A 13,971-nucleotide genomic window follows, 5' to 3' on the forward strand; every position below is an offset into this window, starting at 1 on the left:
TTCGAGAGTCGGGCTGCGTGCCGGCTTACTTGACTTCGAGGAGTTCGATCTCGAACAGTAGGGTGGCGTTGGGGCCGATCGGCCCGCCCGGGCGGGGGTTGGCGCCGTACGCCAGGTTGCCGGGGATGAAGAGCTGCCACTTGTCGCCGACCTTCATCAGCTGCAGGGCCTCGGTCCAGCCCTGGATCACGCCGTTGACCGGGAACTCGGTCGGCTCGTTCCGCTTGTACGAGCTGTCGAACTCGGTCCCGTCGATCAGCGTCCCCCGGTAGTGGGTGGAGACGACGTCGGTGGCCTTGGGGGTCTTGCCGGTGCCGGACTTGAGGACCTTGTACTGGAGCCCGCTGGCCGTCGTCTTGACGCCCGGCTTGGTCTTGTTGGCGGCGAGGAACGCCTCGCCCTCCTTCAGGTTCTTCTCGCCGACGCCCTTCGCCGCCTCGGCGGCCTTGGCCATCATCTGCTGCTGGAAGGTCTGCATCGCCTCCATGATCTGCTCGTCGGGGATTGCGACCTTGCCGCCGTATCCGTCCTTGATCCCCTTGGCCACGAGGTCGAGATCGAAGTCGACCTGCTGGCTCTTGATCTTCTTACCGATGTCGACGCCGATCCCGTAGGCGACCTTCTGCTTGACGTCCTTGAGTTCGGTCGCCCCCTGGGGAGGGGCTTGCCCGCCGGCCATCGTCGAGGTGAAAACCAGACCGGCCCCGATCAGGGCGAGCGTCGCATACTTCATCGGAATTCCTTGCGAATGTCCCGGGACAGATCTTGAATGGTGAACGACCATCGTCGGCCACTCATCCTAACGCAACTCATTCGATCGCACCACGCGCAGAACGACCCGGTCCAGCCATCTTCTCGAACCGGAATCCCGCGAAAATCGTAATTCGGACAAAGTGAGATCACGTCTTGGCCCCAGAGTTGCCGAACCTGGGTATATTGGAGAAGCTAGATAACAAAAGGACGACTTCGGATTCGACATCCGAACTCCGCCACGGAACGGGAACCGTCAGCGCGCGTCGCGGGGTTTGCTTCCAAACCTAGAGCGGGGGGACGTGTCATGAAGAAGGTTCGACGGAACCGTCAGCACGCCAAGATCGCCCGACTTCGCCGCCACCTTGAGATCAGCGGGGATGTGACGCGACCGCGTCGGATCCGCACCCGATCGGCCCGCTATGCGGCCGCCCTGGCCGAGCAATTGCGGATGATCGAGCGTCCGAAATGCTGCTCCTGGTGCCGGAGGCGACGCCCCCTGGAGCGCCATCACTGGAATTATGACGAGCCATTGAACGTCACATTCCTGTGCTGCGACTGCCACCCGATCGCGGATTCGATGAATTACCAGGCGAACTCAGCCTAGCCGTTGGGCAGGGCATGGGACCCGTTGGACGGCCCCGGTCGGAGATCGCTCTCGATCGGGGCCGAATCCAGGACCGGGTAGGTCATCTTGAAATTCGTCCCGAGCCCCGGGGCGGAGTTCCACCGCAGCTCCCCGCCGACCCGGTCGATGATCCGGGCGGCCCGTGGGAGGCCCAAGCCGAGGCCGCGGCCGGCCTGGCGTCCGCAGAAGAACGGGTCGAAGATCCGGGCCCCCTCGTCGGCCCCGATGCCCCGGCCATTATCCCGGACCACCCACTTCAGGGACTTGCCGTCGCCGCCGGCCAGGAAATGGACGGCCCCGCCGCTCGGGGTCGCTTCGAGCGCGTTGCGGACCAGGATGTCGGCGAGTTGCCGGATGGCGTCGGGGTCGCCCCAGGCCCTGGGGTTGGCCTCCCGGGACTCGGCCGTCAGCAGGATCCCGCGGGCCTCGGCCTCGGGTTGGAGGTCGCGGATGCAGGCCCGGACGATCTCGTCGGGCTGGCAGGCGCGGACCCTCGGCTCGGGGGGACGGGCCACGTACATGAGGTCGCGGAGGATCCGGTGGGCCCGCTGAGCTTGGGTGATGATGGCCTGGAGCGACCGCCGGGCCTCGGTATCCTCCACCCGCCCCATGACCAGCTGGGCCCGGCCCAGGATCACCGCGAGCGGGTTATTCAACTCGTGCCCGGCCCCGGCCGCGAACTCGGCGAGCCCTTCGACCAGGGCGAGCCGGCGTGTTTCGGACTCGGCCGCTGCCCTCTTCCGGAGTGCCCGGGTGGCGATGTCGAGGCGTCGGCGGAGGCGGGACCGTTCCTCGACCTCGCGCGACCAGGCGGCCCAGGCGGCGCGGGCCGGATGCGGCCCGGCCGGGACGGCATGCTCCGGCGTGTCGACCCGCCAGAGCTGGATCTGGGCGGTGGGCCGATGGGGCTCGCCCAGGACAATGACGGTCGAGGGGGGGCGGACCGGCGCCGTCGCCGACTCGGACGCGGCCGCTTCGGTCCTTTCGGGCGAATCATCGGCCCAGACGACCCGGGCCGCGGCCACGCCGGGTTCCTCGCACCAGGCCAACCCGGCCCGCTCGACCCAGGTGGCGGGCGAGTCGCTGGAGGAGGACGTCGAGAGGACTTCCAGGAACCGGTCCCGGGCCTCCTGCCCGGCGAGGAGCCGGGCGTTCTCGATCCGGAGCCGGGCGTTCTCCCGGGTCAGCCGCTCCTCGCGGGCGGTCGCGTCGGGCTCGACCCACGGGCCGCCGGTCCGCGCCTGGACCTCGGCGATCAGGATGCGGACGCGCGGGTCGGCCGAGGCCGGGTCGCGCCCGAAGCCGTCGCCGGGGGCCCAGGGCGTGCGCCGGGCGCGGTCGTACGCCTGCTGGATCCAGGCCAGGCGTCGGGGCTGGTCGATTTCCGGCGTCAGGTCGCCGTGGCCGTCGCCGTGGAGCCAGGCGGCGGCCTCCACCAGGGGCTCGCATCCCCAGCGGCCCGCCAGGTGCCGCCCCAGGTCGGCGGCCTCGCACCCGAGCCAGCGCCACTCCAGGTCGGATCGGGCGGGCCCATCCGGCGCCGCGAACCACGCTGTCAGCCGGGACGGATCCGTCGCGGCGATTGCCCACATCCCGAGGTTGTGGAGCAATCCGGCCCGCGCCACCGCATCGGGATCGGGGTCGTCGGCCTCGACGGCCATCTTCCTCGCCGCGATGGCGACGGCGACGGAATGCCTCCAGAGGCGAGTGATCGCCTCCTGGGCGGGCCCGGCCGCGGGGCACGGCCACCAGGCATGTTCGGCGATGATGGCCGTGGGATCGAAGCGACCGTCGCCGATCCGGGACCTCGCCAGGGCCCAGCCCGGATCCACCAGGAGGCAGGAGGTCGGTCGGCTCGCGGAGGCCTCCATGATGGGAGGACCATCCTGCCTGTGCGGTATCGCCGACGCCAGGCGAGCCGAGGCAGGGCGGATCGGGAGCCCTTCCATCCTCTCGATCGCCCGGAGGAGGGTCTCCACATCGCCATTCAGATTTCGGGCGGTTTGAACACGCACCGAGCCGGGCTCCTTCCCGTCGGCGACGATCAGTCTCGGCGACTCGAACGATTCGAGCCCATTGCAGACGGGGCCATCCCGGCCCTCACGGTGGCGCGATCAATCGGTCGGCCCCGTCTCGATGTCCAGCAAGCGACAGACGCGGCGGATCAACTCGTCGATATCGAGGGGCTTGTGCAGGAAATCATCGGCACCCGAGGCCCGCAACTCCGCGATTTTCTTGTCTTCGATCAGGCCCGAGATGCAGATGATCTTGATGTCGCTCATCGACGGGTCTTGCCGGATCAGCTCGCAGACCGCCTGGCCATTGATGTCCGGGAGCATCACGTCGAGGATGATGAGGTCCGGGTGGTACTCGGCGGCGAGCTTCCCCGCGCCGAAACCATTGTTGACGTACTTGGACTCGAACCGCGAATCGTTGGCCAGGACGTCCGAGATCAGGTCGACCACCGCCTGGTCGTCGTCGACGATCAGGATCCGCCTCCGTCCGCTTTCCAGCGCATCGGTCGGTATGCTATTTTCCTTCATGAAGCGATAGAGCGCCTCGCGAGGGATGCGGCGAAACCGCGAGCCGGGGACGCGGAACCCTTTGAGCTGGCCCGAGTCGAAGCAGCGAATGATCGTCTGCTGGCTCACCTTGCAGATCTTGGCGGCTTCCCCGGTCGTGAAAACGGTCTTCATGGTCGAGTTCGCCCCATGCCTTTCGGTTGAGCGCCCGGGCTTCCCGACGCCCCCCGATCATTGACGCCACGATCGATTCCCGGGCCGGTTCAACCCTCAAAGAGACCAATAGGCCGGCCCCTCGGGTCCATCGTGGATGCGAGAAACCGACAGATCGGTCGCAGATGGGAAGTCTAACGGCCCGCAGGGATAATCGGCAGAATCCGCGAAAGCTATCAGCTTTGCCGAAGTTACCAACAGTGCCAACTATAGTGTAACTGCCCATCCTGTCAACGTAAATGCAGCCCGCTTTAATTCCGGGCGAGCCGGATCGGCATCGAGACCGCCCAATAACCCCAAATTCATCGTGATGCCTGGCGACAACCCTCTCATGCGGGGGGACCGTGACAGACCGGCCATTGCGACCTGGCCACGAATGCTCCGCGTGGCGGCCCAAGCCTTGCCTGGTATAATCGGTCGTGTCAGGACGTCTCAGAGGGTGACGGGTTGGAGCCGATGATGCGACGGGATATCGACGATGCGTTGCATGGATGGCACTACAATCCCGAGCCCGGCGAGGTGATCGTCCGCAAGATCGTCGCCCGCGACGGTCGCGAGATCCTCCAGATCCGGATCGAGCTTGGCCTGATCCAGATGGAGGTCGCGGGGCGGCCCGATGGCGTCCGTCCCCACGATCACGAGACCTACCTCTCCTATCTGGAGAGCCGGGCCCGCTCCGGCGGGAAGCGGGGCGGGTGGTCGATGACGGCCGAGCATTGCGCCGAGGTCGATCGAGAGTTTGCCCAGTTCTACCATCGCCGCATCGCCTGGCTGACCCTCCAGGCCTATGACCGGGCCCTGCTCGACGCCGACCACACGCTCGCCCTGATGGATTTTATCCGAAAGCATGCGAAGGACCAGGAATACATCGCGGTCCACGAACGCTTCCGGGGCCTGGTCCTGTTCCACCGCACCCAGGCGGAGACCGCGCTGGCCCTGGAGAACCGCCGCGCGGACCTGGCGATCGACGCCGTCCGCGAGGGGATCGCCCGAATCAGCGCCTTCCACGAAACCTGGACCGCCGAGGTGGAGCGTGATGAGACGCCCAGCGAGTCCCTGATCGAACAGCTCAAGGTCCTCGAAGTCGAGATCCGCAAGAACTTCTCGGTCGAGAAGACCCTGAGCGAACAGCTCGATGAGGCGGTGGCCGACGAGGACTACGAACGGGCCGCCCTGCTCCGCGACCAGATCCGGGCGCGGACCCGTCGCTGAACTCGACCCGATCGATCCGACGGGCCGGCCGTCATCAAGCCCGGGGCCGATGGCCTCCAGGATGCCGCCCACCCGATCGGAGGATTTCTCCGATCGGGGCGGGACAACGCCCACCATGCGGCGGGAGTGGGACGATCACTCGCCGGAATCGTCGGCCGGGCCGCGGCGGCGCGGCATCGGCTTGGGGCCGCGGCCGGGCGGGGGCTGGGGGCGACGCCCCGGGGGCCGCTTCATCCTCGGGCGAGGGCGATCATCGCGGGTCGGTTCCGGGGCGGGGGCGGACTCCATCCCGATCACGCGCCGCTGGGGAGGGCCATCGACCCTCGGCGGCGCGGGCCGGCGTCCCTGCGGCGGGCGCGGGCCGTTCGGTCCCCTTCCCACGCCGGGGCCCATGGGGGGCCGGGCATCGCGATCGAACCGACGCGGGCCGTCATTCCGAGCCTGCTCCGGCCGTCCGCCGCCACCCTGCCGGTCGAACCGGCGCGGCGGGCCGTCCTGGCGCGGGCCCTGACGATTCTCGTCCTCGAACCGACGAGGCGGGCCTTCATACCGGCCCTGGGGCGGGCCACCCTGACGGTCGAAGCGGCGGGGACCGTCGTGCCCACCCGGTCCGCCGGGACGGCCCTGCTGATCGAACCGACGCGGCGGACCGTCGTTGCGGCCCTGCTGATCGAACCGACGCGGCGGCGGCCCATCGTTCCGGCCCTGCTGATCGAACCGACGCGGCGGACCGTCGTTGCGGCCCTGCTGATCGAACCGGCGCGGCGGCCCATCGTGGCGGTCGCCTTCGCGGTCGAAGCGGCGGGGCGGCCCGTCGGCCGGACCGCGCAAGGGGCGGCCGCCGGGCCGGTCCTGTCCCTGGTGGGGGCGGGGGCCGGAGGAATAGCCGGGTCCGGGCCTGGGGGGCCGCTGGTCGCGCATCGGGGGACGATCGCCATCGGGGCGGCGGGCGGGGCCGGAGGGACGGCGATCGAACCGGGGGCCGCCCGGCTCGGGACGGCCGGCGGGGCCATCCCGGCGGTCACGCTCGGGTCGGGCCTCCCCCTGGGCGCGTTCGGGTTCTCGGGGGGGTCGCCTCTCGCCCATCCAGGGCATCGAGACCGGCTCGCCGGCTGCGACCCGACGCAGCAGGTCGATCTCGCGCCCGGTGAGGGCCCGGAACTGCCCCGAGGCCAGCCCCTTGACGGTGATCGGCCCGATCGCAACCCGCGTCAGGTTCATCACCTTGTGGCCGAACTTGGCGAGCATGCGACGGACTTCGCGGTTCTTGCCCTCGGCCAGCACCATCTCCAGGACCGTGGACAGCCCCTTCCGCGCGACGATGCGGACTTTCTTGGCGCGGACCTTCCCCTCGGCGAGCCAGACCCCTTCGGTGATCTGGTCGAGGACCTCGCGGCCCGGCACCCCGGCGACGACGACCCGGTAGAGCTTCTCGACGCCGAAGCTGGGATGCGACAGCTTGTTGGCCAGCTCGCCGTCGTTGGTCAGGAGCATCAGCCCGACGCTCATCTCGTCGAGCCGCCCGACCGTGTAGACCCGCTGGGGGATCTCCGGCAGCAGGTCGATAACGCGGGGCCGGCCCGAGGGGTCCGCATTGGTCGAGACGTAGCCCTTGGGCTTGAAGACCGCGAAGTAGACCGGCCGTTCGGAGTGGATCTTCTGGCCATCGACCGAGACCGGCGTCTCGAGCGGGTTGACCCGGGTCCCCAGCTCGCGGACGACCTGGCCGCCGACGGAGACGCGACCCTGGAGGATCAGCTCTTCGCACGCGCGACGCGAGCCGATGCCGGCGTGGGCCAGGATCTTCTGGAGGCGATCGAACCCTTCCGGCTCGTCCCGGGCGACGGCGGGACGGCCCTTGGACTTGAACGGACGGCGGCCGGGGCCCGAGTTGGGGCCGGGGCGACGCGAGGCGGGGCCTCCCCGATGAGGGGGGCCGCCCGCCTTCGAGCGTGGGCCATGAGAGGGAGAATTCCCCCGGCGCGGGGGACGCGGAGCAGCCATGAGACTTCCGATCGAGTGGGCGACGATCGCTTTCCCGGCGCGAGCGAACCCGGGGCGATCGCGGAGTGCAATCTCCCCATCATAGCAGGAGGGGTCCGGCCGCGTCCAGGAATCGTTCTTGCGCGTCGAATTCGCCCCCGTCGCGGGAAGGAAACGGTTTGCCGGCCGCGAATCTGCTAGGCTAGGGGATCCATGTTCCCGAGACGCATCGGCCGGTCCATCCAGAAAGCCTCCACGATCATGAAGCCATCCCCCAGCGCCGCCGAGTCCGACCATCCCGAGCTGACCGAGGGGGGGTCGGATCCCGCGATGACGAGCGGTGCCGGGCTTCGGCCGATGGCGCTGGCGACGCTGACGCTCACCCTGATCGTGCTGTGCGTGATGCTGGCCTATCCGGTCCTGCCGGCGATCACCTGGGGCCTGGCCCTGGCGATCCTCGCCTATCCGATGCACCGCCTGATCGCCCGCTACGTCACCTGGCCCGGGCTGGCCGCCGGCATCAGCAGCGGGGTGGTGGTCGCCGTGATCGTGGGCACGATGGTCTTCGTGACCTATCAGCTCACCAAGGAAGCCCAGACGGCGGTCCGGAAATCGGAGGCGGACGCCGGGAAGGGGACCCTGCTGGAGAAGGCGAAGCAGGCCAAGTTCGTCGGGCCGGGGATCAGGTGGCTCGAAGGGACCGGGATGGACGTGGAGAAGGAGGTCATGGCCCGGGTCGAGGGGGCCACCAAGGACGTCAAGTCGCTGGCGCAGGGGTCGATCGCGGCCCTGGTCCAGTTCCTGGTCGCGATCTTCATCCTCTTCTATCTGCTGAAGGAACCCGGCATCTTCCTGGATGGGATGAAGGACGTCCTGCCCCTCACCGAGTCCGAGAGCGACCACCTCTTCACCCGGGCCACCGACTCGATCCACGCCAACCTCTACGCCACGCTGATCACGAGCATCATCGACACCGTCGGCTTCGGCGTCCTGTTCTGGTGGGCGGGGTTCCCGGCCTGGGTCCTTTGGACGGCCGTGATGTTCCTCCTGAGCCTGCTGCCGATCCTCGGTTCCGGCGTCGTCTGGGTGCCGGCGATCGGCTATCTGGCGCTGCAGGGGCACTATGGCCAGGCGGCGGTGCTGCTGGCGTGGGGGATCTTCACTTTCACCCTGATCGACAACGCCCTGTATGCCCGGATCGCCGGGAGCCGGATGAGCCTGCACGAGGTCCCCTCGCTGATCGCGTTCCTGGGCGGCCTGGTGATCTTCGGCATGTCCGGGATCATCCTCGGACCGCTGATCCTGGCCGTGGCCGTCGGGTTGCTCGAAATCTGGAAGGGCCGGATGGCCCGGGCCGCCTGACCATCGGGAGTGCCTCCCGGCCTCGCCGGCCGATCCGTCGCGGCTCGACGACCTTCCATCTTCCCTCACCCGCGATGTCCATGCTGCTGCCGATCCTCTTGATGGCGACGGGATTGCCCCTGCTGGTGGCGGGCGGGGAGGCGCTGCTGCGGGGGGCCGTCGGGCTGGCGAGCCTGTCCCGTTTGGCGCCCGCCGCGATCGGGCTGGTCGTGGTCGGCGCGGGGACGGCCTTCCCCGAGCTGGCGGTCTCGGCGATCGCCGCGGCCCGAGGCCACACCGACGTCGCGGTGGCCCACGTCGTCGGCTCGCACCTGCTCAACTCCACGCTCATCCTGGGCGCCGCGGCCTTGATCCGCCCCCTGGAGATCGCCGGCCCCGCGGTCCGGCTCCAGTATCCGATCCTCGTGTTGGCGACCTTGCTTTACCTGACCGTGGCCGACGACGGCCTCCTGGCCCGGATGGACGCATTCCTGTTCCTGGCCTGCTACGCGGCGACCTGCGCCTATCTTGGGGTCCTGGTCCGCGACCGGATAGGACCCGGGGAATGTCGGGGGGTCGAGGCGGGCGTCGGGGAGATCCGGGACGCCCTGCCCCGGGCGTCACGATCCTGGGTCGGAGGCGTGGCGCTGGCCTGCCTGGGCATGGCCCTGCTGGCGGCGGGGGCCGGCTGCTTCCTGGCGGGGGCCGTGCAGGTCGGGAAGATGTGGGCACTGCGGGAGCGGGTCATCGGGCTGTCGATCGTGGCCCTCGGGACGGGGCTGCCCGAGCTGGTCACCGTGCTGGTCTCCCGCTTCCGCGGCCGGGATGACCTGGCCATCTCCACCGTGATCGGATCGAATCTCTTCAGCCTCCTGGGGACGCTCGGGCTCACGAGCCTGGTCGACCCGTTGCCGGTGCCCCTGGGGTTGATGGCGTGGGATCACTTCTGGATGCTGGGGGTGACCCTGCTGCTGTTCCCAATCCTCTGCGGGGGGCGCCGCGTCTCCCGCGCGGAAGGGCTGACCCTGGTGGCGACCTATGGCGTCTACCTCGGGATGTTGCTGACCCGCGACATCAATCATGAGGCGGCGGCCGTCGGATCCTGAGCCGGGGGCGGCCGGCCCCGACGCGTGCTGGCCGCGATGGCGGGCCATCCCCGGGCGCGTTAGGTTCGGGGAGGGGGCTGCATGGGTGCCGGCCGAGCGCCGCGCCACCGGAGAGGTGCCGTTCTCACGTGCGCGGCGGAACCCCTGGCCCGAACCGACCGAGGGCGGTCTCTCAGATGACTCCGAACCTGATCACCGACTCTCACCTCGACATGCTCCAGTGGGTCTCGCTGATCTACTATCTCCGCGAGACCAACCCCGATAACGGCCTGGTCGCCGACAAGACCGCGCCGGGCTCCCCGTCGAGCATCGCGGCCGTGGGCATGGCCCTGTCCACGGCCCCCGTCGTGGTGGAACGCGGGATCATGGAGCGGGACTATGCCATCAACCGGGTGTTGACCAAGCTCCGGTTCTTCCGGGACAGCAAGCAGGGCCCCGAGCCCGACGCCACGGGCTACCGGGGGTTCTATTACCATTTCCTGGACATGGAGACCGGGCGCAGGGTGTGGGACTGCGAGCTGTCCACGATCGACTCCGGCTTCCTGATCGCCGGGATCCTGACGGCGGCCACCTACTTCGACCGGGACACCGCCGACGAGCGGGAGATCCGCGAGATCGCCGACTTCCTGTATCGGCGGGTCGACTGGCAATGGGCCGCCAACGGCGGGGCGGCCCTGACCCACGGCTGGCGCCCCGAGACCGGCTTCATCCCCTACCGCTGGACCGGATACGACGAGGCGCTCCTGCTCTACCTCCTGGCGCTCGGATCGCCCACCTACCCGCTCCCTGCCGAGAGCTATGCGGCGTATTGCGCGACCTACCAGTGGCGGGACCTGTTCGACGTGGAGATGCTCTATTCCGGCCCGCTCTTCACCCACCAGCTTTCCCACCTCTGGATCGACTTCCGCGGCATCCAAGATGCATTCATGAGGGAGCACAGGCTCGATTACTTCGAGAACTCGCGAAGGGCCACCTATCTCCAGCGCGATTACGCGATCCGCAATCCCCTGGGGATGGCGATGTACGGCGAATTCTGCTGGGGATTCACGGCCTGCGATGGCCCCGGGTGGATCGACCGCAAGGTCGACGGCGTGGACCGGCGCTTCTATGACTATGTGGCCCGCGGGGTCCCGTTCGGCCCCGACGACGGGACGATCGCCCCGTGGGCGGTGGTCGCGTCGCTCCCCTTCGCCCCCGAGATCGTGCTGCCGACCATCTACAATTTCTACAAGCTCGATCTCGGGATGACCGATGATTATGGCTTCAAGACCAGCTTCAATCCGACCTATCCCGTCGAGGGGAGCCAGTGCGGCTGGGTCTCCCCGTACTACTTCGGGATCGATCAGGGGCCGCTGGCCCTGATGATCGAGAACTACCGGACCGGCCTGCTCTGGACCCTGATGAAACGGTGCCCGCCGCTGTTGACCGGGCTGCGCCGCGCGGGATTCACCGGCGGCTGGCTCTGAGCGGACATCCGCCCCCGCATCCCCACCCGACCCCGGATCCTGACCCATGCCCAAGTCGAAGAACGGCCGCGCCCTGGGCCGGATCCTCATGATCGTCAGGCCGGTGTTCGTCTCGGACGTCCGATGGAGGGTCTTCGCCTGGCTGGGCCTCCTGGTGAGCCTCGTCTTCGGGGTGATCATCCTGAACGTGGTCAACAGCTACGTCAATCGCGGCTTCATGACGGCGATCCAGGAGCGCAAGAACGACGTCTACATCCGGATGGGCATCCTGTATCTCCTGGTGTTCGCCGCGTCGACGGTGGTGGCGGTCTTCCAGAAGTTCAGCGAGGAACGGCTGGCCATCCTCTGGCGGGGCTGGCTGACCGCCCACCTGCTCAACATGTACCTGAATGAGCGGGGGTATCACCGGCTCATGGAGCGGGGCGACATCGACAACCCCGACCAGCGGATCTCCGAGGACGTCAAGACCTTCACCACCACGACGCTCTCCTTCCTGCTGATGCTGACCAACGCCACGATGACGGCCATCGCCTTCGCCAGCGTCCTCTGGATGATCACGCCGGTCCTCCTGTTCGTCTCGGTCGGCTACGCCATCGTCGGGTCGCTGGTGACGATCCTCGTGGGCCGGAAGCTGGTGGGACTCAATAATCTCCAGCTCAAGAAGGAGGCCGACTTCCGCCACGACCTGATCCACGTCCGCGAGTACGCCGACTCGATCGCCCTGTTCCGGGGCGAGGCCAAGCAGAAGGCCCGGCTCTACGACCGGCTGGGCGAGCTGGTGGAGAACTTCCGGGAGATCACCTCGGTCAATCGGAACCTGGGGTTCTTCACCGTCGGCTACAACTACATGATCCAGATCATCCCGATCCTGATCGTCGCCCCCATGTTCATCCGGGGCCAGGTCGAATTCGGGGTGGTCACCCAGTCGATCGGCGCGTTCGCCACGATCCTCGGCGCCTTCTCGCTGATCATCACCCAGTTCCCGCTCATCTCCTCGTTCGCCGCGGTGGTCGAACGGCTGGGGACCATCTGGGAAGTGCTCGACGGGGAGAAACGGCCCCCCGAGACGTCGATCACGATGATCGACGACGACAATCGCCTCGCCTACGAGCACCTCACCCTGGTCACGCCCAAGGACGGCAGCGTTCTGGTCCGGGACCTGACCCTGGATGTGCCGACCGGGCGCAGGCTGTTGATCCAGGGGCCCGACGGCATCGGCAAGAGCGCCCTGGCGCGGGCCACGGCCGGGATCTGGCCGACCGGCACCGGGACGATCATCCGGCCGGGCCGGGATCAGATCATGTTCGTCCCCCAGCGGCCCTACACGGCCTTGGGCACGCTCCGCGACCAGTTCTACGACGTCTACCACGGCAAGAGCATCTCCGACGAGCGGCTCATCCAGGTGCTCTGCCAGGTCTCATTCGGCCCGCACCTGGACCGGCTCGGCGGACTGGATGTGGAGCGGGACTGGGCCAACCTGCTGACCGTGGGCGAGCAGCAATTGCTCTCGATCGCGCGGCTGCTGGTCGCCGCGCCGAAGTATGCCTTCCTGGACCGGGCCACCAACGCCCTGAGCATGCCCCGGGTCCGGCACATCTACCAGATCCTCTCCGAATCGAAGATCACCTACATCAGCGTCGGGGATCAGCCGGGGCTGCGCGAGTTCCACGACGACGTCCTGGAACTCCTGCCCGACGGTCAATGGACGGTCGGCCCGACCCGCGAGCCGGCCGCCGCCTGATCCCGCACCCGGCCCCGGCCGCCCCGCTCCCCGGCGGCGTCGTCGAGGTCGCGATGGTGGCTGACCCGGTCTCGCCCCGACCGCTTCGAGGCGTAGAGGGCGAGGTCGGCTTCGGCGATGAGGTCGGCGGGGCATTTGGACTGGGGGGCCAGCGTGGCCGCCCCCAGGCTCGCGGTGATCGCGCGGCGCGGCCACGCGAAGGCGGAGAACGCCCTGCGGATCCGCTCGCAGACCGCGAGGGACGCCTGCTCGCCCAACCCCGGCAGGATCGCGGCGAATTCCTCGCCGCCGATCCGCGCCACCACGTCCTCGCAGCGGGCGAGGTCGCCGATCATCCCGGCCGCCAGCCGCAGGACCTCGTCGCCGGCCGGGTGGCCGAACGCATCGTTGTAGGCCTTGAAGTGGTCGATGTCGAGCAGGATCAGCGACAACGGCGACCCCAGGCGTCGGGCCTCGAAGAACCGATCCTCCAGCGCCCGGAGGAAGTGCCTGCGGTTCTTCGCCCCGGTCAGCTCGTCGGAATCGGCCAGGGCCGCGAGTTCGCGATTGCGCCGAACCAGTTCGTCCTGGAATCCCAGGATGCGGCCGGCGATCTCCAGCCGGACGGCCAGTTCCTCGACGTGTGGGGGCTTGACCAGGAAGTCGTCGGCCCCGGCGCGGAGCCCTTCCAGCCGGTCGGCGAGGTCGCGCTTGGAGGTCAGGAGGATGATGTACTGATAAGGGGCGACCCGGCGGGAACGGATCCTCCGGCAGAGCTCGATCCCGTCCATGCCGGGCATGATCCAGTCGGAGAGGAGCACGGGATAGCGGCCCGTCTGGACCATCTCCCAGGCCATCTGGCCGTCCTCGGCGATGGTGGACTCGTGGCCGAGCCGGCCGAGCAGGCGGCGGATGGCCAGGGCGGAGGACGGTTGATCTTCGGCGATCAGGACATGCATCCGAGTCGGTTCTCTCGCGCCTTGCCCCGGGGATGCCCGCGGGGGCCCGCCGGAAACGGGCCGCACCGCGA

At 68.6% G+C, this 13,971-nt stretch carries 11 protein-coding genes; 6 read left to right on the plus strand and 5 right to left on the minus strand.

Translation table 11 applies throughout. The features are described from left to right. Positions 1-25: 25 nt before the first annotated feature. On the minus strand, positions 26-733 hold the full coding sequence (locus TA3x_RS24660; protein ID WP_435017326.1) for an FKBP-type peptidyl-prolyl cis-trans isomerase: 708 nt from the start codon (positions 731-733) through the stop codon (positions 26-28). Between the two features lie 324 nt (positions 734-1,057). Here TA3x_RS24660 and TA3x_RS24665 point away from each other — a divergent pair, with 324 nt between their 5' ends. Continuing rightward, complete coding sequence (locus TA3x_RS24665; RefSeq protein ID WP_435017327.1) at positions 1,058-1,357, plus strand: hypothetical protein; 300 nt, start codon at positions 1,058-1,060, stop codon at positions 1,355-1,357. Here TA3x_RS24665 and TA3x_RS24670 read toward each other — a convergent pair. Beyond that, complete coding sequence (locus TA3x_RS24670; protein ID WP_435017328.1) at positions 1,354-3,249, minus strand: ATP-binding protein; 1,896 nt, start codon at positions 3,247-3,249, stop codon at positions 1,354-1,356. The genes TA3x_RS24665 and TA3x_RS24670 overlap by 4 nt on opposite strands. 243 nt (positions 3,250-3,492) lie before the next feature. Next, complete coding sequence (locus tag TA3x_RS24675) at positions 3,493-4,074, minus strand: response regulator (protein ID WP_435017329.1); 582 nt, start codon at positions 4,072-4,074, stop codon at positions 3,493-3,495. Between the two features lie 495 nt (positions 4,075-4,569). Between TA3x_RS24675 and TA3x_RS24680 the strand changes: the two genes are divergently transcribed. Then, positions 4,570-5,325: a UvrB/UvrC motif-containing protein gene (locus TA3x_RS24680; protein WP_435017330.1), complete on the plus strand. Its 756-nt coding sequence runs from the start codon at positions 4,570-4,572 to the stop codon at positions 5,323-5,325. A 135-nt stretch (positions 5,326-5,460) separates the two neighbouring features. Here TA3x_RS24680 and TA3x_RS24685 read toward each other — a convergent pair whose 3' ends face one another. Then, positions 5,461-7,329, minus strand: coding sequence for a pseudouridine synthase (locus tag TA3x_RS24685; RefSeq protein WP_435017331.1), 1,869 nt, complete (start codon positions 7,327-7,329; stop codon positions 5,461-5,463). 192 nt (positions 7,330-7,521) lie between these two features. Between TA3x_RS24685 and TA3x_RS24690 the strand changes: the two genes are divergently transcribed. The 4 genes from TA3x_RS24690 (at position 7,522) to TA3x_RS24705 (ending at position 12,962) form a co-directional block, all read left to right on the plus strand. Then, positions 7,522-8,670, plus strand: coding sequence for an AI-2E family transporter (locus TA3x_RS24690; RefSeq protein ID WP_435017332.1), 1,149 nt, complete (start codon positions 7,522-7,524; stop codon positions 8,668-8,670). Positions 8,671-8,750: 80 nt separating this feature from the next. After that, a complete protein-coding gene (locus tag TA3x_RS24695; RefSeq protein WP_435017333.1) occupies positions 8,751-9,755 on the plus strand; it encodes a sodium:calcium antiporter in 1,005 nt (334 codons plus the stop codon). Between the two features lie 176 nt (positions 9,756-9,931). Further along, a complete protein-coding gene (locus TA3x_RS24700) occupies positions 9,932-11,221 on the plus strand; it encodes a glucoamylase family protein (RefSeq protein WP_435017334.1) in 1,290 nt (429 codons plus the stop codon). A 46-nt stretch (positions 11,222-11,267) separates the two neighbouring features. Further along, entirely contained in the window at positions 11,268-12,962 is a 1,695-nt protein-coding gene (locus TA3x_RS24705; protein ID WP_435017335.1) for an ABC transporter ATP-binding protein/permease, read from the plus strand. Here TA3x_RS24705 and TA3x_RS24710 read toward each other — a convergent pair. Next, the gene (locus tag TA3x_RS24710) at positions 12,920-13,900 is read right to left on the minus strand and encodes a diguanylate cyclase (RefSeq protein WP_435017336.1); all 981 of its coding nucleotides are present in this window, start codon (positions 13,898-13,900) and stop codon (positions 12,920-12,922) included. The genes TA3x_RS24705 and TA3x_RS24710 overlap by 43 nt on opposite strands. Positions 13,901-13,971 lie beyond the last annotated feature (71 nt).

This window comes from Tundrisphaera macrotermitis (assembly GCF_051175315.1).
Taxonomy (GTDB): Bacteria; Planctomycetota; Planctomycetia; order Isosphaerales; family Isosphaeraceae; genus Tundrisphaera.

What these genes read in the sequence shown, in the direction of transcription:
- TA3x_RS24660 (WP_435017326.1), bottom strand. Translation starts at nt 733, where the DNA reads ATGAAGTATGCGACGCTCGCCCTGATCGGGGCCGGTCTGGTTTTCACC.
- TA3x_RS24665 (WP_435017327.1), top strand. Translation starts at nt 1,058, where the DNA reads ATGAAGAAGGTTCGACGGAACCGTCAGCACGCCAAGATCGCCCGACTT.
- TA3x_RS24670 (WP_435017328.1), bottom strand. Translation starts at nt 3,249, where the DNA reads ATGGAGGCCTCCGCGAGCCGACCGACCTCCTGCCTCCTGGTGGATCCG.
- TA3x_RS24675 (WP_435017329.1), bottom strand. Translation starts at nt 4,074, where the DNA reads ATGAAGACCGTTTTCACGACCGGGGAAGCCGCCAAGATCTGCAAGGTG.
- TA3x_RS24680 (WP_435017330.1), top strand. Translation starts at nt 4,570, where the DNA reads ATGATGCGACGGGATATCGACGATGCGTTGCATGGATGGCACTACAAT.
- TA3x_RS24685 (WP_435017331.1), bottom strand. Translation starts at nt 7,329, where the DNA reads ATGGCTGCTCCGCGTCCCCCGCGCCGGGGGAATTCTCCCTCTCATGGC.
- TA3x_RS24690 (WP_435017332.1), top strand. Translation starts at nt 7,522, where the DNA reads ATGTTCCCGAGACGCATCGGCCGGTCCATCCAGAAAGCCTCCACGATC.
- TA3x_RS24695 (WP_435017333.1), top strand. Translation starts at nt 8,751, where the DNA reads ATGCTGCTGCCGATCCTCTTGATGGCGACGGGATTGCCCCTGCTGGTG.
- TA3x_RS24700 (WP_435017334.1), top strand. Translation starts at nt 9,932, where the DNA reads ATGACTCCGAACCTGATCACCGACTCTCACCTCGACATGCTCCAGTGG.
- TA3x_RS24705 (WP_435017335.1), top strand. Translation starts at nt 11,268, where the DNA reads ATGCCCAAGTCGAAGAACGGCCGCGCCCTGGGCCGGATCCTCATGATC.
- TA3x_RS24710 (WP_435017336.1), bottom strand. Translation starts at nt 13,900, where the DNA reads ATGCATGTCCTGATCGCCGAAGATCAACCGTCCTCCGCCCTGGCCATC.